This window comes from Rhizobium sp. S96 (assembly GCF_030382195.1).
Taxonomy (GTDB): Bacteria; Pseudomonadota; Alphaproteobacteria; order Rhizobiales; family Rhizobiaceae; genus Rhizobium.
Map to the genome: position 1 here is coordinate 153578 of NZ_JAUDRY010000015.1, position 22885 is coordinate 176462.

The window sequence follows — 22885 nt, forward strand, 5'->3', positions numbered from 1 at the left end:
CCGTATGCGCAATCGACTGTTCTGCTTGCAGATCACCCGCGGTGCCGCGTGCCGGTACCGCGCGTTTCTCGCCGAAGCCACGCTGCTCTAGCTCGCGTTCACAGAAAGCGCAGGCCCTCAATTGGCTCGACGGCGCCCGATTGGATTGAGGCTCGAAGAGCGTGGATTTTGGGCCGAGATGTTGGCCGAACGGGAGGCCTTCATCACCGCCGCGACGAGTATCTGCTTCCCGCTGGTTTCCATCGACGGGCAGGCAATCGCCAACGGACATCCCGGCAGTGTCTCCCATAAAATTCGGGAGGTCTTTTTCGACATTGCGGAAAAGATTGCGATTTGATACCAAGACTTTCTGGGCAGAGGGGATGAGGGTTGTCGGCTGCCTACTGGCGAGGTTGATTAGTATTTCACCGGCGAAACCGAGCCGGCAATAAAGAAAGAAGCGGCGCGATGGCGGAACGTTCTCAGAATTTGCAGGACTTATTTCTCAATACTGTTCGCAAGCAAAAGATTTCACTGACAATTTTTCTTATCAACGGTGTAAAGCTGACAGGCGTTGTTACGTCTTTCGACAATTTCTGCGTTCTGCTTCGCCGTGACGGTCACTCGCAGCTCGTGTATAAGCACGCAATCTCGACGATCATGCCCGGCCAGCCGATGCAGATGTTCGAGAGCGAAGAAGCCGCATCCTAACAGGACAAGCCGTTATCTCGACACGCGATACCAAGAATGATTCGATCATCCCGGAAGCAGCAAAGCACCGGGATGACATGCGCGCGACTGTCATCGTGCCCGTCCTCAAGAAGGGGCGCGGCGGACGCAGTGCTTCCGACGGCCAGCAGGCTGTCACACGCACGCCGGAAAGCCGCCTTGAAGAGGCGATCGGACTCGCGCAGGCGATCGACCTCGATGTGGTGAACGGCGTCATCGTACCGGTCAACGATCCGCGTCCGGCGACGTTGATGGGTACGGGCAAGCTCGAAGAAATCAAGGCGTCCCTCGACGAGAATGACTCCGGTCTTGTCATCGTCGATCATCCGCTGACGCCGGTTCAGCAGCGCAATCTCGAGAAGGAATGGAACGCCAAGGTCATCGACCGTACCGGCCTCATTCTCGAAATTTTCGGCCGGCGTGCTTCCACCAAGGAAGGTACGCTGCAGGTCGACCTCGCACACCTCAATTACCAGAAGGGCCGGCTGGTTCGCAGCTGGACCCACTTGGAACGCCAGCGCGGTGGTGGCGGCTTCATGGGTGGTCCGGGTGAAACCCAGATCGAAGCCGACCGACGCATGCTGCAGGACCGCATCATCAAGCTCGAGCGGGAGCTTGAGCAGGTGGTGCGCACGCGCCAGCTCCATCGCGCCAAGCGCAAGAAGGTGCCGCATCCGATCGTCGCCCTGGTCGGTTATACCAATGCCGGCAAGTCGACGCTGTTCAACCGCATTACCGGAGCCGGCGTGCTGGCCGAGGACATGCTGTTCGCGACGCTCGATCCGACGCTGCGCCGGATGAAGCTACCGCATGGCCGCACGGTGATTCTCTCCGACACGGTCGGGTTCATTTCGGACCTGCCGACGCATCTCGTGGCAGCCTTCCGCGCGACGCTGGAAGAAGTGTTGGAGGCCGACCTGGTTCTGCACGTTCGTGACATGTCCGATGTCGACAACCAGGCGCAGAGCGCCGACGTGTTGCGTATCCTCAAGGATCTCGGCATCGACGAGGCCGAGGGCGAAAAGCGCATCATCGAGGTCTGGAACAAGATCGATCGTCTCGAGCCGGAAGTGCACGAAGCCATCGTGCAGAAGGCGGAGGGGGTTGCAAATGTCGTTGCTGTTTCCGCTGTCACGGGCGAGGGCATCGATCGCCTGATGAACGAGATCAGCCGCAGGCTTTCCGGTGTGTTGACCGAAACCACGGTCACGTTACCCGTCGACAAGCTTGCTCTGCTGCCGTGGCTCTACGATCACGCTATCATTGACGGTCGCGAGGACATGGAAGACGGCTCGATCACACTCGACGTCCGCCTGTCGGAAACGGAAGCCGCCGAACTAGAGCGTCGCCTGGGCAATGGTCCCAAGGCGCGGCGCGAAGACTGGGAATAGCGACTAGCCGAGCTGACGCTCGATAGCCTTGGCCGCCTGCCAGATCTCTTCCATCCGTTCCAGTGTGGCCGCCTCCAGTGTCTCACCCTCTGCATGAAGAGTCGTTTCGATGTGGCTGAATCGGCGCCGGAACTTTGTATTGGTTCCGCGCAGCGCCTGTTCCGGATCGGCGTTAACGTGCCGCCCGATATTGGCAACGGCGAAGATGAGATCGCCAAGCTCGTCGCTGACCTTTTTCTGATCGCCTTCCTTCAGGGCCACCCGAAGCTCGCCGATCTCTTCCTCGATCTTGTCGAGAATAGGCTCGGGCGCGGACCAGTCGAAGCCGACCTTGGCGGCGCGTTCCTGCAGCTTCAGCGCCTCGGTGAGGGCCGGAAAGCTCCGTTGAACGGAGCCGAGAAAACCAGCCTTGAAATCCTCGGGGATGCCGCGGCTTGCACGCCGTTCGGCACGCTCGCGTTTCTCTGCCTGCTTGATCTCGTCCCATTGCTTCTTCACCGTATCGGGCGTGTCGGCGTCGGAGCGTGCAAAGACATGCGGATGGCGACGGATCATCTTGGCGGTGATTGCCTGCACCACATCCCCGAACGAAAACTCTCCGGCTTCCTCGGCCATGCGTGCGTGGAACACCACCTGCAGAAGCAGGTCGCCGAGCTCGTCGCACAGGTCGCCCATGTCACTACGCTCGATCGCATCGGAGACCTCGTAGGCCTCCTCGATCGTATAGGGCTTGATCGTCTCGAACGTCTGCACGATGTCCCAGGGACATCCGGTATCCGGGTTGCGCAAGGCAGCCATGATCTCGATCAGGCGTGAAATATCCTTTGAAGCTTCCATGGTCACTCAGTTCAGTGGGATATCGTTGTCGCTCTTGGACGACTGGTAGGTGGTGGAGAGGCTGTCGTAGCGCGCTTTGATCCTGGCGGTCTGTGCCTTGAGCGCTGCCTTTACGGCATCGTTCTCCGTTGCCACCAGATCGGCGATGGCAAAGCTGTTCCAGAAGGCATTGCTGCGTCTGTACCCGCCCGGTTCAAGGCCGAAAACCTCCTTCAGGATTTTGAGGTCATGCGGAATCGCGAATGCGTCGCGCGAATCTTCGTGGCTGAAGAAGTAGTAGAAATTATCGAATCCAGCCCAGGTGATTGCCGACATGCACATCGTGCAGGGCTCGTGCGTGGACAGGAAGATCAGATCCTTCGTCGCAGGCTTCTCGCCCAGTTCATAGAACCGTTTCAATGTATGAACTTCGCCGTGCCAGAGCGGGTTCTCCAGCTCGTTGTTCGTTTCGGCAATGACGAGCGAGAGATCCGACTTGCGCAGGATGGCGGCACCGAAAACCTTGTTTCCGAGCGAGACGCCGCGTTCCGTCAGTGGCAGGATATCCTGCTCCATGACATCGAGAAGGCGGGCGGCTATCGTATTGTCAGGCATGGTTTTCTCCTTGATGCTTGTACTTTATCGTTAGCCACGCTGCGGGCAAATGCCCATTTTCGCGGTAAACCTGATTTGTCACAGGCTTTCTGGTGCGCTGCGGTACGTGCAGATGTGATCGCAGCGCCTCACCGGTGACTTTTGCTCAAATCATTGACAAGCCGAGTAAAAGAATACGCGCCTGCGCGGGCTTTCGGATTCCTGTTTCTTCATTTGGCTGGTCGGACAGTGCATATTCCGGCAACTTCGAAATGGATTGATGATGCTTTCCAAGAGTGAACAACTGTCGGTGTTTCCTGCCTTCTTTCGCGTGGAAGGCAAGGTTGCGGCCGTATTCGGCAATGGCGACGAAGCCTTCGCCAAGGTGCGCCTGCTTCTGAACACCCAGGCGCGCATCGTTGCCTATGCCGACAAACCAGACGCTGCCTACCATGCCTATCTGATTGCAAACCGCATCGAGACAGTGCGTGTAAGTTTCGCCGTCGATCAGGTGCGCGGAGCCGCCCTGATTTTTGCCGCGACTGGCGATGGCGCCGAGGATCGTGCGATCGTTGACGCGGCGCGCGCCGAGCGCATCCCGGCCAACGCTGTCGATCAACCCGACTATTGCGACTTCTTCACGCCGGCGCTGGTCAATCGTGCACCGGTCGCCGTGGCAATCGGCACCGAAGGTGCTGGTCCAGTACTGGCGCAGATGATCCGTGCACAAGTCGATCAGTTGCTCGCGCCGTCGCTCGGCCGCCTCGCGCGGCTTGCGATCGGCTACAGAACAACGGTCGAGCGTCTGGTGCCAAAGGGGGCAGCGCGCCGGCTCTTCTGGCGCCGATTCTTTTCCGGCGCTGTTGCGGACGCGGTGGCCAACGAGAATCTGCCGCAGGCAAAGCGGGTGGCCAATGGTCTGCTGCAGTCGCTGGACAAGGTGCAGGGCCATGTCTGGTTGGTGGGAGCCGGCCCCGGTGCCGCGGATCTGCTGACGCTGCGTGCGCAGCGTGTGATGATGGAGGCGGATGTCATCGTCTACGATGCACTCGTGCCGCAGGAAATCGTCGACATGGGACGGCGGGATGCCGAGCGCCTTTCCGTCGGCAAGCGCAAGGGATGCCACTCTAAGTCCCAGGAAGAAATTAACGATCTGCTGGTCCATCTCGGACGGGAAGGCAAGCGCGTCGTCCGCCTGAAGTCGGGGGATCCGCTCGTCTATGGCCGTGCGGGAGAGGAAATGGCGGCGCTGCGTGTGGCCGGTATTTCCTACGAGGTCGTGCCGGGCATTACCTCGGCATTCGCTGCCGCTGCCGATTTCGAGCTGCCGCTGACGCTGCGTGGCGTCGCATCGTCGCTGGTCTTTACGACAGGTCATGATCTCACAGGCGACGTGCTGCCCGATTGGGCCAGCCTGGCAGTCTCTGGTGCGACCATTGCTGTCTACATGGGACGTACTGTCGCGGCCTCGGTCGCTGAGCGCCTGATGCAGGCCGGCCTTCCGGCGGAAACCACGGTCGCCGTCATCGAGAACGCAAGCCGCCCCGATCGTCGGTTGCTGCATGGTATCCTGCGCGATCTCCCCGATCTGCAGCATCGCGACGAATTGACGGGTCCGGTCATGGTAATTATCGGCGATGCGGTCGCAGGCGCCAATTTCGAACTGTCCGAACCGCTGGTGCGTGAGCGTGCCCGGGTCGAGGAATTTGCAAGGAGCTGATTATGGTAGACAAGGTTCTGACCGCCAACCGATTGACGGATGGCATTGCCGTCTGGCTGAACGCCAACGGCCAATGGGTAACCTCGCTCCAGGATGCGCTCGTTGCCCGCCATGCCGAAGCCGTGGCGGCGCTGGAGGCGATTGGCAAAAAATCCTATGCCGACAACGAGGTCGTGGACGTCGCAGTCGTCGAGGTGCAGGAAACCAATGGCGTTCTCTGGCCACTTCGCCTTCGCGAGCGTATTCGCGCGCAGGGCCCGACCATGGAATATGCGCCGGGCTACAAGCCCGCCGATCCTGAATTCATCGCAGTCTGAGGAAGCAGATGTACCGTTACGACGAATTTGACCACGCCTTTGTCGCCGAGCGCGTCGCGCAGTTCCGCGACCAGGTTCAGCGCCGCCTGTCCGGCGAACTGGCCGAGGACGCGTTCAAGCCGCTGCGCCTGATGAACGGCGTCTATCTGCAGCTTCACGCCTATATGCTGCGTATTGCCATTCCCTACGGCACGCTGAACTCCAAGCAGATGCGCAAGCTGGCGCATGTCGCGCGCACCTATGACCGCGGCTATGGCCACTTCACCACCCGCCAGAACCTGCAGTTCAACTGGCCGAAGCTGTCAGATATGCCCGACGTGCTGGCAGAGCTTGCCACCGTCGAGATGCATGCGATCCAGACATCGGGCAACTGCATCAGAAACGTCACCGCCGACCACTTCGCCGGTGCCGCCGCTGATGAGGTCGCCGATCCGCGCCCATACGCCGAAATTCTGCGCCAGTGGTCGTCCGTTCATCCGGAATTCTCCTTCCTTCCGCGCAAGTTCAAGATCGCCGTCACTGGCGCCGAGCGCGACCGCGCCGCGATCCAGGTCCATGACATCGGCCTGCACCTGAAGAAGAACGACAAGGGCGAGATCGGCTTTGCTGTCTATGTCGGCGGCGGCCAAGGCCGTACGCCGATGATCGCCAAGCTCATCAAGGACTTCCTGCCGGAAGAGGACCTGCTGTCCTACACGACCGCCGTCATGCGCGTGTATAACCTGCACGGCCGCCGCGACAACAAGTACAAGGCCCGCATCAAGATCCTCGTGCATGAAACCGGTGCCGAGGAACTGGCGCGTCAGGTCGAGGTCGAATTCGCTGCGCTCAAGGACACCGAACTGAAGCTGCCGGAAGCCGATGTTGCCGCGATCACCGCTTACTTCGCGCCGCCGGCTCTGCCTCAGCGTGCTGAGGGCTGGGAAAACCTCGCCCGCTGGAAGAAGGCCGACCCGGCGTTCGCCCGTTGGGTGCAGCAAAACGTGCAGCCGCACAAGAACCCCGACTACGGCATGGTGACCATCTCGCTGAAGCCGATCGGCGGCATTCCGGGTGACGCTTCCGACAGCCAGATGGACGCGGTCGCTGATATCGCCGAGGAATACGCATTCGACGAGATCCGTGTCAGCCACGAGCAGAACCTAATCCTGCCGCATGTGGCGCTGGCCGACCTCGAAGCCGTCTATCGCGGCTTGGTCGCCATCGGTCTTGCCGAAGCCAATGCCGGCCTGATCACCGATATCATTGCCTGTCCCGGCTTGGACTACTGCGCGCTCGCCAATGCGCGCTCCATCCCTGTCGCGCAGGAAATCTCCCGCCGTTTCGGCAATCCCGAGCGCCAGGCCGAGATCGGCGAGCTGAAGATCAAGATCTCCGGCTGCATCAACGCCTGCGGCCATCACCATGTCGGCCATATCGGCCTTCTGGGAGTGGAGAAGAAGGGCGCCGAGCTCTATCAGATCACGCTCGGTGGTTCGGGTGACGAGCACACCTCGATCGGCGAAATCATCGGCCGCGGCTTTGAGCCGGAGAAGGTGACGGATGCGATCGAGAAGATCGTCGACACCTATCTCGGCCTGCGCAAGGATCCGTCAGAGATCTTCCTCGATGCCTATCGCCGCGTCGGTCCGCAGCCATTCAAGGATGCGCTCTACGGTTCGGCGGCGGAAGCGGCATAAGGAGAAAACGATGACCAAGATCTGGAGAGAAACGGGCTTCGTCGAAAACGATCCGTGGGTAATCGAAACCGAGGAGGTCAAGGCAGGCGAGGGGCAGAAGCCTCTTCTCAGCCTGGACGAGCTGATCGCCAAGGCGGACGAAAGCAATGAGGTCGGCTTCGGCGTTCTGATCAAGCCCGCCGACGACGTCCGCAAGCTAGAACCCTATCTGTACCGGCTGGAACTGGTGGCGGTTGCTTTTCCGGCGTTCAACGACGGCCGCGCCTTCAGCCATGCCTCGCTTTTGCGCGAGCGCCTCGGCTATACCAACGAACTGCGTGCCGTCGGCGACGTGTTGATTGACCAGGTGCCGCACATGCTGCGCTGTGGCATCGACAGCTTCGCGGTGACCAACGAGACTGCGATAAAGCGTCTCAGCGAGAAGCGCCTGCCGGAGATTCCGCATTATTATCAGCCGACTGCGCGTGACGCGGCGCCGGGCAAGAGCTATAGTTGGCGCCGTCAGGCGAAGCCGGCGGCATAAAGCCGGCTCGCCGTTCAGAATTGACGGACGGTGCAATGAAGACTTTCGAAATAGCGGTGATCGGCGGCGGTCTTGCGGGCATGATCGCCGCATTCTCCCTGGCGCGGGGCGGGCGCAACGTGGCTCTCGTCGCGCCGCCGGCACCAAGGGAAGACCGGCGCACCACCGCTTTGATGGACCAATCCATCCGCTTCCTCGACCGACTGACTCTCTGGGAAAAGCTGAAACCATCCGCCGCGCCGCTTGCGACGATGCGGATCATCGACGGGACGAATCGCCTACTTCGGGCTCCGGTCACGACTTTTCGTGCGGCCGAGGTCGGCCTCGACGCTTTCGGCTACAATTTTCCAAACAAGGCCCTGATGGATGTGCTGGAAGGCGCTGTCGCCACCGAGGGCAACATCACGCGGTTCACCGCCTTCGCTGAAGCGATCGAAGCGACTGCCGATTCCGTCGTGATCACCTTGGCTGATGGCGAAGTGCTGACGGCTGATTTCGCTGTTGGTGCTGATGGTCGCAAGTCGAAGCTGCGCGAAACGGTCGGCATCGATGTGCGCAACTGGTCTTATCCGCAAGCGGCCATGGTCCTGAACTTCGGTCATTCGCTGCGGCACGAGAACATCTCGACCGAATTTCATACAGAAAGCGGCCCGTTTACGCAGGTCCCGCTGCCCGGCAATCGCTCAAGCCTTGTCTGGGTGCAGAACCCCTCGGATGCGGATGCTCGCAATGAACTCTCGCTGGTGGAGTTGAGCAATGTCGTCGAGGAGCGAATGCAGTCGTTGCTTGGCAAGGTGACCGTCGAGGAGGGGGGTCAGATCTGGCCGCTTTCCGGGATGATGGCGCACCGTTCGGGCAAAGGTCGCGTGGCGTTGATCGGGGAGGCGGCCCATGTCTTCCCACCGATCGGCGCGCAGGGCCTGAATCTCAGCCTGCGCGATGTCATCGTCTTGACTGATATTCTCTGCACGCGTCCCGAACTGCCGATTGCCGCCGATGCCGGCAACCAGTTCGATCGCAAGCGTCGCATGGATATCATGACGCGCACCACCAGCGTCGACCTGCTCAACCGGTCTTTGTTGTCGGATTTCCTTCCGGTTCAGGTGTTGCGCGCGGCGGGCCTTCATATCCTTTCGGCGTTTCCACCCTTGCGCAACCTCGTGATGCGCGAAGGGATCGAGCCCGGTCGCGGGCTTCGCGATATCCCGGCAGCGATCCAGGAAAAGCTAGGCCGGAAGAAAGCCTGACTTTATCGCGATCAGGAAGACGGAAACGGTCACCACCGACAGCGTCGTGGTGATCAAGATCGTCGCCGATGCGCGTTCCTGCCAGACGCCATATTGCTGGCCGATGACGAAGACATTCGTAGCGGTCGGCAACGCCGCGAGCAGCACCGCGGCGTAGACCCAAACCGGATCGAAGCCGCCGACTGCCTTCAGCGCAAGGAAAACGACGAGCGGATGAATAATCAGCTTGGCGGGAACGATATAGCCGATTTCCGCCGGTATGCGCCGGAGCGGGCGCAAAGCGAGGGTGACACCCATGGCAAACAGCGCGCACGGCGCGGCCGCCTGGGCGAGGTAGTCGACAAAGCGCTGGAAGGCGAGCGGCTGGGCGACGCCAGAGGCCGCTGCGACGAACCCGAGGGCCGTGGACAGGATAAACGGGTGGAACGCGACCTTGCACGCGATATCGATGATCAGTTGTCGCCGTGAACGCTGGTCATCGCCGGCCGCCGCCATCAGCGCCGGCGCCACGACGAAATGGAGTGCGTTTTCCAGGCAGACGATGAGGGCGACCGGTACGGCCGCACCTTCTCCCAGCGCCAGCAACGCCAACCCCGGTCCCATGTATCCGATGTTGCCATAAGCGCCGGCAAACGACTGGATCGTGCAGTCCGCGAGCGAGTTGCCGCGCACCCATCGGCCGATCGCAAAGAGCGCGATGAAGATGGAGTACGTGGCGGCCAGATCCGTTGCGATGAAATCGATCCGGGTGAGATCCTCGAAGGGCGTTCTCGAGACCAGCTTGAAGAAGAGCGCGGGCAGGGCGGCGTAGATGATGAAGGTATTCAACCAGCCAAGTGCCTCTGCCGGCTGCTTTGTTACCTTTGCCGTGACGTAACCGATAAGGATCAGGCCGAAGAAGGGCAGGAGAAGACTGACGATATCGGCCAATTTCTATTCCGGGACAAGCGCGCCAAACCTCGGTCCATCCGGCGCGTATTGAATCAAAGGGTTATCTCGGGGTGGCAGGATACATGGCGCTTGTCTGGTCCGAAATGGCGGAATCGCCCGAAAGGGTACGCTCTCCTGCAGGCAGGCGGCCAGCTCAAGCCGCCTTGTCGGCTAGCATTGCGACAAGCACGTCGGTTTGCGAGACGATGCCGACGATTTTCCCGTCGTCGCCGGTTACCGGCAGGTAGTGCAAGCCATCGCCAGCCAGCCGCACGACCGCATCGGATAGCGAAGTCTCCGGTGAGACGGTGCGCACGGGGGCTGTCATGATATCCCTGACGATGCCTGATGGTGCCCTGCCGTTCGCCATCGACAGGCGAACTCTCTGCCGGAAGCCGATGGCCGGCGTCCCGTTCTTCCAGCTTGTCTTGTCTAGGATATCGGTCTGCGTGACGATGCCGACGACCCGCGCGGTGTCGTCGGTCACCGGGAGCGCTTTGATATGGTGGAGCTGCAGGAGCTCGAGTGCGTGTCTGAGCGAGTCATCAGGCGACACGGCGATCACGTCGCGGGACATCACGTCGCCGCATGTCGTCGTTCCGCCGCGCCGGGCATAGGACCTCAACTCCGTCCGCCGCAGGATATCGGCCAAGTCCTCGCGGTCGATGTCGATGATCTCATCATATTCCTTCAGGACTTGGTCGAGATCTTCGGCTCTGAAGCCGATACGCTCGATGGGCGGCTGGTCTGTCGTCTTGTGGTCCGCCGATTGACGCTTCAATGAATGCGGGTAGGGCCTGCCCGTCATGTTGTTGAAGGCGACGGCGAGCACCAGAAGCAAGATCGAATTTCCGGCCACTGGCCAGATGACGTAGCCGTAGCCGAGTTCGCGGATTGCTGGACCGCCAAGGATCGCTGTCAACGCGATGGCTCCACTCGGCGGATGAAGGCACCGGAAGGCCATCATCAGTGCGATCGCGAGCCCGACTGCGATTGCCGAAGCCACGATCAGGTTCGAAAACAGGAGGCCGACCGTGACGCCGGTGAGAGCTGCGATGATGTTCCCGCCAATCAGTGACCACGGCTGGGCCAAGGGACTGGAGGGTACCGCGAAAAGCAGAACGGCAGACGCGCCCATCGGCGCGATCAGGACGGGCAGATGCGAACCGACTCCGACAGCCGCCGCCGCCAGAGCGCCCGTCGCCAGAATGCCGAGGGTTGCTCCAAGCCCGGAACGGAGACGCTCCGTGACGCTGATAGTGGACGCGACGGGAATAAGCGATCTGAGGATTGAGTGCATACTGAAGGCCGTAAATGGAGACAGAAGAAAGGAGTCAGGCCGTCGTTGACGGCAGATCAGGAAGAGCAAGAAGGTTTCGAAGAGGAACGGATGGTCGCGTAAGATCCGCGAGCGTGTATCCGTCCAGCACGTCAAGAAAGGCGGCAGCAGCGGCTGCGAGCGCCCGCTTGAGAACGCAGGCAGGCTGGATGGCGCAAACCCTTCCTGCTCCTTCTTCCAGACAGGGAACGATGGCGAAGTCCGGCTCCGAGGCGCGCACGATGTCGCCAATGCCGATCTTGCTGGCGTCGCGCGCAAGCCGCATGCCGCCCTGTCGCCCGCGCACCGTCTCGATGAATCCCTTGAGGCCGAGTTCATGCGTGATCTTCATCAGATGTGCCTTGGAAATATCGTAGGCGTCGGCGATCTCTGAGATCGTCGAGAGGCGCTCGCCGTTGAGCGCAAGGTACATCATCAGCCGCAGGGCATAGTCTGAATAGACGGTCAGGCGCATATTGGTCTCGTCGAGTGGCCGGCTTGGTCCCTCTTATAAGATATCTGGTGAATGATTCAATTGCCGGGCGGGGCCCCAGCTCCCGCCCGGCAATCGTTCAGGCTGCTGCGAGATCGTCAGCTGGCCCGAAGAATTCGAAATGGATCCGCTCGGCAGGTACCCCCGCCTTCGACAGTCCATTGACGAGAACCGCCAGGAAAGGTTTCGGTCCGCAGAGGTAGTAGTCGGCCTCGTGGATGGGGGTATTCTCGGCGAGCCAGTCGACCGTGATGAAGCCGTCATGGTCGAAATGGACGCCGCGCTGGTCGCGTTCGTGCGGCGCGCCGTAAAATGTCGTGGTCTTCATATGCGGGCGCCCGTTGGTCAGACTGCGGACATGCGCGCCCATGGCATGAACGCGGCCGTCCTGCGCTCCATGGATATAGTGAACGGGCTGCGCGACGCCGTTATCGACAATCGTTTCGAGCATGCTGACCATCGGCGTGAAGCCGACGCCGCCACTCAGAAGCACGATCGGCCGCTCCGGGCGTTCCGGCAGATGGAAGTCGCCGGCCGGAGGCGAGACTTCGATGACGTCGCCTTCGTTGACGCGGTCGTGAAGGTGCGTCGAGACCGCGCCGTTCGCCTCGCGCTTCACCGAGATCCGATACTCGGTGCCATTGGGGGATGACGAAATGCTGTAGTTGCGCCTGAGCGCGGGCCGGCCGGGCACATCGATCTTGAAGGTCAGGTACTGGCCGGGCCGATGGCCAACGACGGGTCCGCCATCGGCAGGCTTCAGCACGAAGGAGGTGATGATGTCGCTCTCCCGGTGCTTGGCCGTGATCACGAACGTCCGCCAACCGTTCCAGCCGCCTTCCGACGAGTTCAGGTGATCGTAGATCTGCCTTTCACGGCCGATCAGGATATCGGCGAGGAACCAATAGGCTTCGCCCCATGCCGCGAGAATGTCGTCGGTCGCCGCATCGCCGAGCACATCCTTGATTGCGCCCAGCAGCGCGGTTGCGACGTGAGGGTAATGTTCCGGCAGGATGTGCAGGCCGACATGCTTCTGCGCGATACGTTCGACCGCCGGCCCAAGGACAGCCAGATTGTCGATGTTCTGAGCGTAGGCAAGGATCGCTTGAGCCAACGCCTTCGTCTGGCGCCCGTCTTCCCCCTGGTTGGACTGGTTGAACAGTTCGCGCACGGCGGGATCCTGGAAGAGCCGCTTATACATGGCCGCGGTAATGGTCGTGCCGTGCGCTGCAAGCGCGGGGACGGTTGCCCGTACGATCGACTTGGTCTTTTCGCTCAATGTGTCCGACATGATGATCTCCATTCTGGCTGTATTGGTCGGTGGCCAACGTCTATGTCCATAAAGATACATCTACAATATATGTTTTAACCTAAAGCGTTTGTTGCGCCGTTCTGTCGCACTGATCGATGGAGTGATGATGACGGTGGCCCGACGATGCTCCGGTGCCGATGGGAATGGCCGTCCGAAGACGGTGCTGGCTAGCCGATTTTCATCAGGATCGGGAAAGTCTGTTGAAACCAGATAGCGGCGTCGCTGACAAATCCGAACATGAAGGCGAGCCCGGTGAGGACCAGGAAGATGCCCATGACCTTTTCCACTGTCCCCAGATGGCGGCGAAAACGCGCGAGAAAGCCCATGAAGGCGCCGGAAAAGCCGGCCGCGATCCAGAACGGAATGGCGAGCCCGAGGGAATAGACCGCTAGTAGCCCCGCGCCGGATCCCACGGTCTCGCGCGATGCCGCCACGCCGAGGATTGCGCCGAGCACTGGTCCGATACAGGGCGTCCAGCCAAAGGCAAAAGCCAGACCCATCACATAGGCGCCTGTCAGCGTCGCAGGCTTGCCGCTACCCTGGAAGCGAGCTTCGCGGGCCAGCAGCCTGATCCGGAACAGGCCGAGGAAGTTCAGGCCCATGATGATGATGATGAGGCCGCCGATCTTTGCCAGCAGGTCGAGATGCTGGCGAAGCGCCATGCCGATGCTGGATGCCCCGGCGCCGAGCGCGACGAAGACCGTGGCAAAGCCAAGCGTGAAAAACAGCGCTGAGAACAGCACGCCGCGCCGCACATCGGGCGAGACCACCACTGCGCCGCCGCCGCGGAACTGTTCGACGGAGATGCCGGCCATGTAGCAGAGGTAGGGCGGCACCAGAGGCAGGACGCACGGCGACAGGAATGACAGCGCACCGGCAATCAAAGCGCTCAACAAGGAAATATCGGCAATCGACACGCAGTCTCTCCGGCGGCAGGCAATAACGCCGGAAGTCCTACCGCAGCCGACCCCATCTCGCCAATCACCTTTTCGCGCGGATACTGGCGATCCGGGAAACGGCCAGCTGGCGGACGTTAATTTTCTGGAAATTCGGAAAGCCTAATCTCGGACCATGCGAATAAGCACGATTACGAACTGGGCCTATGGCGTCACAGTGGTCCTGACGGTTCTGTCGGGCGGTGCGTTCATGCTGTCTGCCTACAGCGCAACGCGGGAACGGACGGCTGTCGAGGAGCATCTCGCGCTTGATTCGCTCGGCGAGGAGCTGGCGCTTGGCGCCGAAGAGAGAACGGATGAAGCCCGTCTCTATGTGATGCGAGGCGACACCCGTCACCTTGAAGCATTCCAGGGCCGCGAGGGCGAGGAGCGGCGGCGCGAAGCGGCAATCAAAGACATACGCGAATGGGGTGCAGCACCTGCGGAGCATGCCGCTCTCGACGCCGTGGAGCAGGATGCCGACGCCTTGGACAAGATCGAGGCTGCCGCCATATCCGCTTACCAGGGCGGCGATCAGGCCGGTGCGCGACAGACCTTATTCGGCCCGGAGCACGATCGGCTTCAAACCTCGTTGCTCGGCAACGTGACCCGCTTTCGCGAGTTGACCAACGCGCGCACGCAAACCGCGATGAAAGACGCTCAGTCGACGAGCGATTGGTGGGGCCTTGTGGCCAAGGCGCTGCTGGCGGTCACCGCGGCCCTCTTTCTCAGTGTGCTCTATTTCATCCTGAGGCGGCGGGTCGCCATGCCGCTCATGCGCATGACCGGCATCGTCAGCCGATTGGCGAAGCAGGACTACGACGTCGAAGTACCCCTTGATCGCCGACGCGATGAGATCGGCGAGATGAATGAAGCGATCCATGTGTTTCGCGTAAACGGCCTCGAGCGCGATCGGCTGGATGCCGAACGCCGGCAGGATCAGCTGACCAAGGATCTGATCCTGCAGATGTTGCACCGATTGCAGGCCTGCCAGACGCAAGGCGAACTTGCCGAGGTCGTGGCGCTCTTCGCGCCACAGATCTTCCCCGATCTGGCGGGCCGCCTCTACATCATGAACGAAAGCCGGCTGGCGCTGACATCCGTGGCCGCGTGGCTGGATCCGCAGCGCTCCGAGCCCGCATTTCCGGCGAGCGCCTGCTGGGGGCTGCGTCGCGGTCGCCCACATGTCAGCGCGGGCGCTCACAGCGACATCAGCTGTCAGCATCTGGATGAAGCCGAAACGGCCGGGCTCTGCGTGCCGTTGACGGCGCAGGGCGACGTCATCGGACTTCTCTACTTCGAGGAGCGGCCTCCGGCCGAGTTGGCCGCCGAGGCCTCGCGTCTCTATCTCGAGTTGATTGCCGAGAACGTGGGTCTCGCCATGGCAAACCTGCAGATGCGCGACAGGTTGACGAACCTGTCGACCCGCGATGCGCTCACCGGATTGTTCAATCGTCGCTCGCTGGATGAGGATTTGAACCGTCATGCGCGGACCGAGGCCAACGAGCAGTTGGCCTGCATGATGATCGACATCGATCACTTCAAACGCTTCAATGACGAATTCGGTCATGACGCGGGCGATGAAGTCATGCGCTATGTCGCCCGAATCCTTGTTGATACGGTTGGCGACCTCGGACGCGCCTATCGATTTGGCGGCGAGGAGTTCACGATATTGCTGCCGGGAGCCAGCGACGCGGAGGCGCTTTTGCTGGCTGAGCGCGTGCGGGAAACCATTCGCAGTGCTCCGCTGTCGCACCGCGGCCGGATCCTTGGCTCCGTTTCCGTGTCGATCGGTCTTGCAGCGGCAAAGGGTAAGGGGCCGGTGGGGTCGCTTTTGACGCGCGCCGATGCGGCTCTGCTGGAGGCCAAGTCACTCGGACGAAACATGACCGTGGTGGGTGCCGCGCCCAACGAAGGCGACAAGATGCGCGGCTCAGTCTGATACGCGTTATCTTCGGGGCGCGGACCCAAGGCGAACAAGCACTTCATCCGGTATCGCGTAGCGCTGGATGACGTCGCGGCTGTTGCGCAATCCGCAGATCTCTCGCTGAACGAAGAGCGCCCAGACGGCATCGCATGCCTTGCCTACGAGGATGGAGCGCTCTGCATCGTCTTGCCGCGTGCCGTCCCATGCCTTCAGATCCGCCAGCGCTGACTCGGCCTTTCGGCCGTGGCGGCCTAGAGAATCCGCCCGTTCGGACATCAGCTCATATTCAAGGACGTTGAAGCCGCTTTCAACCGAGAAGGGCTGTCTCAACGATTGCGGCGGGCGAAAGGTCATCACGATCATCCTTGAGCGGGCTTCCAAAAACTATTGGTATCGGCGGTTCGAGTAAAGCCGGGAAGAGGCGGGTGGGGAACGGCGGCTGTCGCGACGAGGAAACAAATTCGGCGTCCCGGTGTTATCGAAGATCACAGGAGAGAGATCAATGGTAACCCGTTTCGACAGTTCCGGCGCCCACGACGATTGCTGTGCGGCGGGGCATAGCGCGTCATCCACAAAGGCATCGGTCACTGCAGCGCTCGCGGCCGACGCCTCGCTTGTGAGCGAGGAAATAGAAGTCCGCGTTCTTGGCCCGGTCGTTGTTCTCGAAGGATACGTCGCGATTCGAAGCGACAGGGAGAAGGCGGTCCGCGTGGCCGAAGCGATCGTCGGCCTTGGCAATGTGCAGGACCGGATGCTCTGCCGCAATATCGTGCAGTAGGTTGGTGGTCGGGTCTTGTTAATGTGGCGTTAAGCTTGCCGGTGCAACTGTCTCCGCCTGCTGGGTGGCGCTGAACGGCGCTTAGCTCGATTGGAGACACAATGAATAGACTAATCCATTCTGCAGTCGCTGTGGCCTTGGCCGTTGGCAGCATTGCAGCATCGACCGGGAGCGCGATGGCGCAGTGGCGTGATAATCGGCCGCCGCCGCCCAGACACTACCACCACCATGATAACGGTTCGGCTATTGCCGGGGGTCTGGCTGCAGGCGTGATTGGCGGTATCATCGGCGGTGCCATCGTCAATAGTGGCGGTCCCCGCTATATCGATCCGCCACCGCCGCCACCCCCGCCGCCGCCACGTTGCTGGTTTGAGGACCGTCGTGTACCGAACGCCTACGATGGTGGCTGGCACATGGAGAGCATGCGGATCTGCCAGTAAGATCAACTACTTGTGCATAAAAGAAAATGCCGGAACGAAATGACGTTCCGGCATTTTCTGTTTTCAGGCTCAGCCTTGTTGCCCGAGCTTAGGTCGGCATCAAGGCTTGGTTGTATCAGTCGACGGTGCGGGCTGCGTCGTCGTGGCTGGCGGTGTCGCCGGCATCACGGGCTTGGGAGCAGGCTCGCTAATCGGTGGTGGTGTCGTGGAGGCCGTCGTCTCGGGGTCGGTCCTGGATCCACCGCCCCATTGCGACCAGGCAAAGCCTGCAACCGCGATGATGGCGATGATCGCAACCCAGGTGCCCCAACCGCCGCCTGAACTACGGCTGCGAATCGGCGGGGTTCGAAGATCTGATTCTCTGTCGTTCGGGTCGTAAGTCATATGCTTCCTCCGTGCCTTTACTAGGCAAGGAACTCAAAGAGACGCGCTTTGTTCCCAAAACAGGCCAGAGTTCCGTCAATGGTTACGGAAGTCGCTGGGCGTTGGGCAAGACCAAGCGTGAGCGCCATGCTGGGAGAAGTGCTGGAAACGTTGCGAACGATCCTCACCAGACGCGAAATCAAGACTGTGTCTAAGTCTCTGAAACACGTGGTGAGAGCGTCGGGGTTCGAACCCGAGACCTACTGATTAAAAGTCAGTTGCTCTACCGGCTGAGCTACGCTCTCCCTCGGTCCGAGGCTCAAATGCCGCCCCGGCTGGAAGTGCGCGGAACATATGCAGACGACCCATTGCGGTCAACCAAAAAATCTACGTTTCCTGTGCATTAGGCACAATTCTTGCGGCGGGTTGGCAAATGAAGGCCCGCGCCGAAGCGCGGGCCGTTCATACAAGCATCAATGTTTGCCCTTGTTGCCTTGCTGGCCGGGCTTCATCTGCTGCTCATGCTTCTTGCTCTGATCGTCGCGGGAACCGGACGACGACATGTTGCGCTCACTTCCGGAGCTTCCTGCACTCTTGTGGCTCTGTTGGCCGGATTTGACGTGCTGATCGTGGGTTCCACCTTGGTTTGCCATTTCGGTCTCCTTGGGTTTGAAAACGTGAGGCCCCGTCGACCCCACGGTCCTAAACCCCGCGGCCAAAGCGCGGTTCCGCAATTTAATATTTCGTGATGGTCGCATTCAGACATGCACGCGGGCGATTGCGGGGGACGCGGCGGCCCCGCTGACATCCAATGGCGAATAATGCGCGGAGCGCCAGATTGTTCCAGAGAAATGCCGAAATAAATCAATGCCTTCGATGCTTCACAAACACGTGTGCTGCGCTAGCTATCTCGTTATCGAAGGAGATTGCCATGACTGAAGTGCATGAACAGAAACCATCCCAGACACGCAAGGTTCTGCGTGGCCGTCCTTATAGCCTTTCAGAGTTCGCCCGGAAGTATCGGCTTGATGAGGAGGAGGCCGAGCGCCTCTTTCAGAAGTTCGGGCCTTCCGCCATGGAGCTTGATTTGCTGATGGCAGCCAAGCGCCGTCCACCGGTGTCGCTGGCAGCGCTCGGCGTATAGCGAAGCATCTGCGCCGCCTTTTTCAAGGCGGGGGGTGAGGAGCGCCGTTCTCTTGTCTTTCTGGATCGAGAGGACGGCCTCTTTGTAGATGGATTGCGTCGTGCGCAACCGGTCGAAACCGGACTCTGATTACCAAGATTTCATTTCCCTTTCCGACCTCGCCGTGCCAATGCGGTGCTGGTGCTAATCGCCCGTTCAGCTTCACGTTGTTATTCGGTAGCTCGCGGCCGCATTGGCCGAATACTGATCGAGGCCCGAATGAACGACATTGCAATCACCAGCCAAACGAAAACCAGTGCCGGCGGCGCGGATCTCGCAGCCGCTCTTGCCGCGTCCGAGCGGCAACAGAAGGGGCGCTGGTTGAGACGCTTACTGGTGCTTCTTCTCGTGGTGCTTGCCATCGGCACCGGCGTCTATGCCTACTCCAGTCGTGGGACCAGCCAGCTGACCTATATCACGCAGCCGGCAAAGCGCGGCGACTTGACCGTGCTCGTCACGGCGACGGGCTCCGTGCAGCCGACAGAGCAGGTAGACATTTCCAGCGAACTCTCAGGGACGGTTCGCGACGTCAACGTTGACTACAACAGCGAGGTCAAGGCGGGCGAGGTTCTGGCGGTGCTCGACACCAATAAGCTCGAGGCAGATGTGAAGAGCACGCGTGCCAAGCTCGATTCGGCAAAAGCCAACGTCGTCAAGGCGACAGCCGATCTCCAATCCGCCCAGAGTTCCTACGAGCGCTATCGCAATCTGGTGCAGAGCAATGTGACGACCCAGCAGAGCCTGGAAGACGCGCGCTACAAATATGATTCTGCCGTGGCAGCGAAGGAAATCAACGAAGCAGCCGTGTTGTCCGCGGAAGCCGACCTGCAGCTCGCCGAAGTGAACCTGGCGAAGGCCAAGATCGTTTCGCCGATCGACGGCGTGATCCTCACCCGGTCGGTCGACCCAGGAGCGACGGTTGCCGCTTCGCTTTCGGCACCGGTCCTGTTCGTCATCGCCGGCGATCTGCGCAAGATGGAGCTTCAAGTCGATGTCGACGAGGCCGATGTCGGCCAGGTCGCGGTTGGCCAGAAGGCGACATTTACGGTCGACGCCTATCCTGATCGCACGTTTCCCGCTGAGATCAAGCAGATACGCTTTGCGTCCGAGACCACCAACAACGTGGTGACCTACAAGGCGATCCTCTCGGTCGACAATGCCGATCTGCTGTTGCGCCCCGGCATGACGGCGACTGCCGACGCCACCGTCGAAGCGGTCAAGGACACGCTCATGGTTCCGAATGCGGCACTTCGCTACGCGCCGCCCGCTGCCGACTCGCCGCGCCGCGGTGGTCTGTTCGGATTGCTCCGGGCACCCCGCATGGGGCCGCGCACGGGCAATCAGGGCGGTGAGGCGCTGACCGGGGCAAAGCGCAGGGTCTGGGTGCTGAAGGCAGGCAAGCCGGCGCCGGTGGTCATTCAGGTCGGATCGTCAGACGGACAGTTCACGCAGGTCGTCTCCGGTGATCTGAAAGAAAACGACGCCCTAGTCGTCGATTCCACCGACCAATCGAAGTAGGCGGACGCGCGATGACCACGCCGCCACTCATCGAATTCCGGCAAGTATCCAAGATCTACGGTCAAGGAGAGGCGGCCATCCGCGCACTCGACCGCGTCGATCTCTCGATATCGGAGCGCGAATTCGTTGCTATCATGGGGCCGTCGGGCTCAGGCAAATCCACCGCCATGAACATACTCGGCTGTCTCGATGTTCCGAGCGCCGGCGACTATCTGTTTCAGGGGATTCCGACGCGGGGATTTAGTCGCAGCCAGTTGACCCTGCTGCGCCGGCATATGCTCGGATTCGTCTTTCAGGGGTTCAATCTCCTGCCCAGGACATCGGCCGTGGAGAACGTCGAGTTGCCGCTGATCTATCGCGGCATGCCGGGCGCCGAGCGGCATCGCCGCGCGAAAGAAGCGCTGGCGCTGGTCGGCCTGTCCGGGCGCGAGCATCACAAGACTCAGGAGTTGTCGGGCGGCCAGCAGCAACGCGTGGCCATCGCCCGTGCCATCGTCACGCAGCCGTCATTGCTCCTTGCGGACGAACCGACCGGCAACCTCGACACCAAGACCAGCATCGAGATCATGGACCTGATGACGCGCCTGAACCGCGAGCAGGGCATCACCATTGTCATGGTCACTCACGAGCCTGACATCGCCGCCTACGCGCAGCGTCTGCTGCGATTCGTCGATGGCAAGCTAGAGGCGGAGACCACCAAAAGCGGGGAGGCGGCGCATGTTCTTTGAAACGTTGAAGCTTGCTCTGCGGGCGATCAGCCGCAACATGCTGCGTTCATTTCTGACCGTGCTGGGCGTGGTCATCGGTGTTGCAGCCGTCATAGCGCTCGTCACCATCGGCAACGGCACGACTGCCCAGGTTACGTCGGAACTGTCGCGGCTGGGCACCAACATGCTGTTTGCGCGTCCCGGCCAGTTCGGCCCGGGCAGGGCCAGTTCCGAGGCCAGGCGCTTCACCGTCGCGGATGTGGACGCCATTCGTGACCAGGTCGGTGGTCTGCGGGCGGTGGCGCCGCTCAACCAGACGACAGCGACTGTGATCTATGGTGGCCAGAGCCATTCGACCACTGTCATGGGGACCACGAACGACTACCTCGTGGCTCAGGATTGGGATATGGCCGTTGGCCGCACGTTCGAAGCCGCCGAGGAGCGTGGCCGCGCGCGCTGCATCCTTGGCGAGACGGTGCGTTCGCAACTGTTCGGCGCCGCCGACCCGACTGGCCAGCAGATCCGTGTCGGCAAGGTGTCGTGCGGCGTGATCGGCGTTCTCGCAAAGCGCGGCCAGTCCGGCATGGGCAACGATCAGGACGATGTCGTCGTCATGCCGGTCAAGGTGTACCAGCGCCGGATCGGCGGCAGGGCCAACGCCAATGTGTCGATGATTGTGATCTCCGCCCGCGACGGCGTCTCGACCTCCAAGGTTCAATCCGAAACCGAAAACCTGCTGCGCGAACGCCGCAAGATCATTCCTGGTCGCGAGGACGATTTCAACGTCAACGACATGACGCAGATCGCGGAAGCGATGACCGGCACGACGACGCTTCTGACCAGTCTCCTCGGGGCGGTTGCCGCCATCAGCCTTCTGGTGGGAGGCATCGGCATCATGAACATCATGCTGGTATCGGTCACCGAGCGCACCAGGGAGATCGGCATCAGGCTGGCGATCGGCGCGCTGGAAGGGCAGGTGCTGCTGCAGTTCCTCGTGGAGGCTGTCGCCCTGTCCATCTTTGGCGGAATGACAGGCATTCTGCTCGGCCTGGGGCTGGGCTTCGGCGCTGTGACGCTTCTCAAAGTGCCGTTTGTCGTCAGCCCGGTGATGATCGGCGTCGCCTTTGCGTTCTCCGCGGCGATCGGCATGATCTTCGGCTACTTCCCCGCACGGCGGGCTGCTCAACTCAATCCGATCGAAGCGCTTCGGCACGAATGACCGCCGGCGCACGGCGCTCCAACGGCTTTGATATATCAAGGCAACCTGCCATTGCATTCATGCGATGTCTGCTTATGATATATCAGAGCAAAACATGGGAATGCGATGCAGAACTCACAGAGCCATCTGGCCTATCTGGCGCTGGAGCATGCGATCGTAACGTTGGCGTTGCAGCCCGGCGCGCTCGTAACCGAAAAGCAGCTCATCGATCTTGCTGGCCACGGTCGCACGCCAGTACGTGAAGCAATCCAGAAGCTGGCATGGCAGCGCCTCATCTTCGTCAGGCCGCGGGTGGGTCTGCAGATCGCTGAGATAAAGCCCCGGGACCATAGCCATGTCATGCAGGTGCGCCGCGAGTTGGAGCCGATTGCCGCAGCGCTCGTTGCCGAACATGCCACGGACGCGCAGCGAAACCAGCTCGTTGAATGCGCCCGCGCGATGGCGGATTGCGCGATCAGCGGCGACCTAGCCGCATTCTTCTCGGCCGACAAGGCGTTCGACGAAATCCTCGAGGAGGCATGTCCTAACGCGTTCATCACCTCGGCGCTGGCGCCAGTACAGACGCATTCACGCCGGCTGTGGTACTCGACGGCAAGTCCTGATCGGATGGACCGATCGATCTCGCTCCATGTCGCCGTTATCCGCGCGATCCAGCAAGGCAATGCGGCCGAGGCCGCCAAGGTCATGACCGTGCTGATCGATTATCTCGGCCACAAATAAAAACGGCCCCGTTTCCGGAGCCGTTATCTTCGAAGGATGTCAGCGCC

General features: G+C 61.0%; 25 protein-coding genes, 1 tRNA gene and 1 pseudogene. 16 read left to right on the top strand and 11 right to left on the bottom strand.

Annotation, left to right across the window (positions count from 1 at the left end; all coding sequences use genetic code 11):
* Positions 1–139: 139 nt before the first annotated feature.
* The 3 genes and pseudogenes from QTL94_RS28495 to hflX all read left to right on the top strand — a co-directional run.
* A pseudogene (locus QTL94_RS28495) lies at positions 140–337 on the top strand (D-amino acid aminotransferase); the annotation flags it as partial.
* Positions 338–447: 110 nt separating this feature from the next.
* Complete coding sequence (gene hfq, locus QTL94_RS18330; protein WP_003539403.1) at positions 448–690, top strand: RNA chaperone Hfq; 243 nt, start codon at positions 448–450, stop codon at positions 688–690.
* Between the two features lie 77 nt (positions 691–767).
* Positions 768–2099 carry a GTPase HflX gene (gene hflX / locus QTL94_RS18335; protein WP_065694353.1) on the top strand — a complete coding sequence of 444 codons (1332 nt, stop codon included), beginning with the start codon at positions 768–770 and terminating at the stop codon, positions 2097–2099.
* Positions 2100–2102: 3 nt separating this feature from the next.
* On the opposite strand, the gene mazG is transcribed toward hflX, so the two are convergent.
* Both mazG and QTL94_RS18345 read right to left on the bottom strand, forming a co-directional pair.
* Positions 2103–2936 (bottom strand): nucleoside triphosphate pyrophosphohydrolase, encoded by an 834-nt coding sequence (mazG, locus tag QTL94_RS18340; RefSeq protein ID WP_065694354.1) that lies wholly within the window; start codon positions 2934–2936, stop codon positions 2103–2105.
* 6 nt (positions 2937–2942) lie between these two features.
* Positions 2943–3530 carry a deaminase gene (locus QTL94_RS18345; RefSeq protein ID WP_065694355.1) on the bottom strand — a complete coding sequence of 196 codons (588 nt, stop codon included), beginning with the start codon at positions 3528–3530 and terminating at the stop codon, positions 2943–2945.
* A 262-nt stretch (positions 3531–3792) separates the two neighbouring features.
* On the opposite strand from QTL94_RS18345, the gene cysG reads away from it, so the two are divergent.
* From cysG to QTL94_RS18370, 5 genes are read left to right on the top strand one after another with little or no spacing between them, the layout of a single operon-like run.
* Complete coding sequence (gene cysG / locus QTL94_RS18350) at positions 3793–5229, top strand: siroheme synthase CysG (protein WP_289802875.1); 1437 nt, start codon at positions 3793–3795, stop codon at positions 5227–5229.
* 2 nt (positions 5230–5231) lie between these two features.
* Positions 5232–5546, top strand: a complete 315-nt coding sequence (locus QTL94_RS18355; protein WP_065694356.1) for a DUF2849 domain-containing protein — start codon at positions 5232–5234, stop codon at positions 5544–5546.
* 8 nt (positions 5547–5554) lie between these two features.
* Positions 5555–7225, top strand: a complete 1671-nt coding sequence (locus QTL94_RS18360) for a nitrite/sulfite reductase (RefSeq protein WP_289802776.1) — start codon at positions 5555–5557, stop codon at positions 7223–7225.
* Positions 7226–7235: 10 nt separating this feature from the next.
* The gene (locus QTL94_RS18365) at positions 7236–7748 is read left to right on the top strand and encodes a DUF934 domain-containing protein (protein ID WP_289802777.1); all 513 of its coding nucleotides are present in this window, start codon (positions 7236–7238) and stop codon (positions 7746–7748) included.
* Between the two features lie 35 nt (positions 7749–7783).
* Positions 7784–8995, top strand: a complete 1212-nt coding sequence (locus tag QTL94_RS18370; protein ID WP_289802778.1) for a UbiH/UbiF family hydroxylase — start codon at positions 7784–7786, stop codon at positions 8993–8995.
* On the opposite strand, the gene QTL94_RS18375 is transcribed toward QTL94_RS18370, so the two are convergent.
* The 5 genes from QTL94_RS18375 to QTL94_RS18395 form a co-directional block, all read right to left on the bottom strand.
* Entirely contained in the window at positions 8975–9925 is a 951-nt protein-coding gene (locus tag QTL94_RS18375; RefSeq protein ID WP_289802779.1) for an AEC family transporter, read from the bottom strand. The two genes, QTL94_RS18370 and QTL94_RS18375, sit on opposite strands and share 21 nt — an antisense overlap.
* A 154-nt stretch (positions 9926–10079) precedes the next feature.
* A complete protein-coding gene (locus tag QTL94_RS18380) occupies positions 10080–11225 on the bottom strand; it encodes an HPP family protein (RefSeq protein ID WP_289802780.1) in 1146 nt (381 codons plus the stop codon).
* Positions 11226–11259: 34 nt separating this feature from the next.
* A complete protein-coding gene (locus tag QTL94_RS18385) occupies positions 11260–11718 on the bottom strand; it encodes an RrF2 family transcriptional regulator (RefSeq protein WP_289802781.1) in 459 nt (152 codons plus the stop codon).
* A gap of 97 nt (positions 11719–11815) precedes the next feature.
* The gene (gene hmpA / locus QTL94_RS18390; protein WP_289802782.1) at positions 11816–13027 is read right to left on the bottom strand and encodes an NO-inducible flavohemoprotein; all 1212 of its coding nucleotides are present in this window, start codon (positions 13025–13027) and stop codon (positions 11816–11818) included.
* Positions 13028–13215: 188 nt separating this feature from the next.
* Positions 13216–13965, bottom strand: coding sequence for a cytochrome c biogenesis CcdA family protein (locus tag QTL94_RS18395; protein ID WP_289802783.1), 750 nt, complete (start codon positions 13963–13965; stop codon positions 13216–13218).
* 154 nt (positions 13966–14119) lie between these two features.
* Here QTL94_RS18395 and QTL94_RS18400 point away from each other — a divergent pair, with 154 nt between their 5' ends.
* Positions 14120–15925: a diguanylate cyclase gene (locus QTL94_RS18400; RefSeq protein WP_289802784.1), complete on the top strand. Its 1806-nt coding sequence runs from the start codon at positions 14120–14122 to the stop codon at positions 15923–15925.
* 6 nt (positions 15926–15931) lie between these two features.
* Here QTL94_RS18400 and QTL94_RS18405 read toward each other — a convergent pair whose 3' ends face one another.
* Positions 15932–16264 carry a DUF6665 family protein gene (locus QTL94_RS18405; RefSeq protein WP_065694383.1) on the bottom strand — a complete coding sequence of 111 codons (333 nt, stop codon included), beginning with the start codon at positions 16262–16264 and terminating at the stop codon, positions 15932–15934.
* A 148-nt stretch (positions 16265–16412) separates the two neighbouring features.
* Between QTL94_RS18405 and QTL94_RS18410 the strand changes: the two genes are divergently transcribed.
* Positions 16413–16688: a BON domain-containing protein gene (locus QTL94_RS18410; RefSeq protein WP_065694365.1), complete on the top strand. Its 276-nt coding sequence runs from the start codon at positions 16413–16415 to the stop codon at positions 16686–16688.
* Positions 16689–16789: 101 nt separating this feature from the next.
* Positions 16790–17128 (top strand): hypothetical protein, encoded by a 339-nt coding sequence (locus QTL94_RS18415; protein ID WP_289802785.1) that lies wholly within the window; start codon positions 16790–16792, stop codon positions 17126–17128.
* 99 nt (positions 17129–17227) lie between these two features.
* Here QTL94_RS18415 and QTL94_RS18420 read toward each other — a convergent pair whose 3' ends face one another.
* From QTL94_RS18420 to QTL94_RS18430, 3 genes are all read right to left on the bottom strand, one after another.
* Entirely contained in the window at positions 17228–17512 is a 285-nt protein-coding gene (locus QTL94_RS18420) for a hypothetical protein (protein WP_289802786.1), read from the bottom strand.
* Positions 17513–17720: 208 nt separating this feature from the next.
* Positions 17721–17796 (bottom strand) — tRNA-Lys (locus QTL94_RS18425).
* Between the two features lie 168 nt (positions 17797–17964).
* Complete coding sequence (locus tag QTL94_RS18430; RefSeq protein ID WP_065691349.1) at positions 17965–18144, bottom strand: hypothetical protein; 180 nt, start codon at positions 18142–18144, stop codon at positions 17965–17967.
* Positions 18145–18422: 278 nt separating this feature from the next.
* Here QTL94_RS18430 and QTL94_RS18435 point away from each other — a divergent pair, with 278 nt between their 5' ends.
* From QTL94_RS18435 to QTL94_RS18455, 5 genes are all read left to right on the top strand, one after another.
* A complete protein-coding gene (locus tag QTL94_RS18435; protein WP_065691348.1) occupies positions 18423–18635 on the top strand; it encodes a hypothetical protein in 213 nt (70 codons plus the stop codon).
* Positions 18636–18893: 258 nt separating this feature from the next.
* Positions 18894–20192: an efflux RND transporter periplasmic adaptor subunit gene (locus QTL94_RS18440; protein WP_289802787.1), complete on the top strand. Its 1299-nt coding sequence runs from the start codon at positions 18894–18896 to the stop codon at positions 20190–20192.
* 11 nt (positions 20193–20203) lie between these two features.
* Positions 20204–20920, top strand: coding sequence for an ABC transporter ATP-binding protein (locus QTL94_RS18445; RefSeq protein ID WP_289802788.1), 717 nt, complete (start codon positions 20204–20206; stop codon positions 20918–20920).
* Positions 20910–22118: an ABC transporter permease gene (locus QTL94_RS18450; RefSeq protein WP_289802789.1), complete on the top strand. Its 1209-nt coding sequence runs from the start codon at positions 20910–20912 to the stop codon at positions 22116–22118. Before QTL94_RS18445 ends, QTL94_RS18450 begins: the two co-directional genes overlap by 11 nt.
* Before the next feature lie 105 nt (positions 22119–22223).
* Positions 22224–22838 carry a GntR family transcriptional regulator gene (locus tag QTL94_RS18455; protein WP_289802790.1) on the top strand — a complete coding sequence of 205 codons (615 nt, stop codon included), beginning with the start codon at positions 22224–22226 and terminating at the stop codon, positions 22836–22838.
* Positions 22839–22885 lie beyond the last annotated feature (47 nt).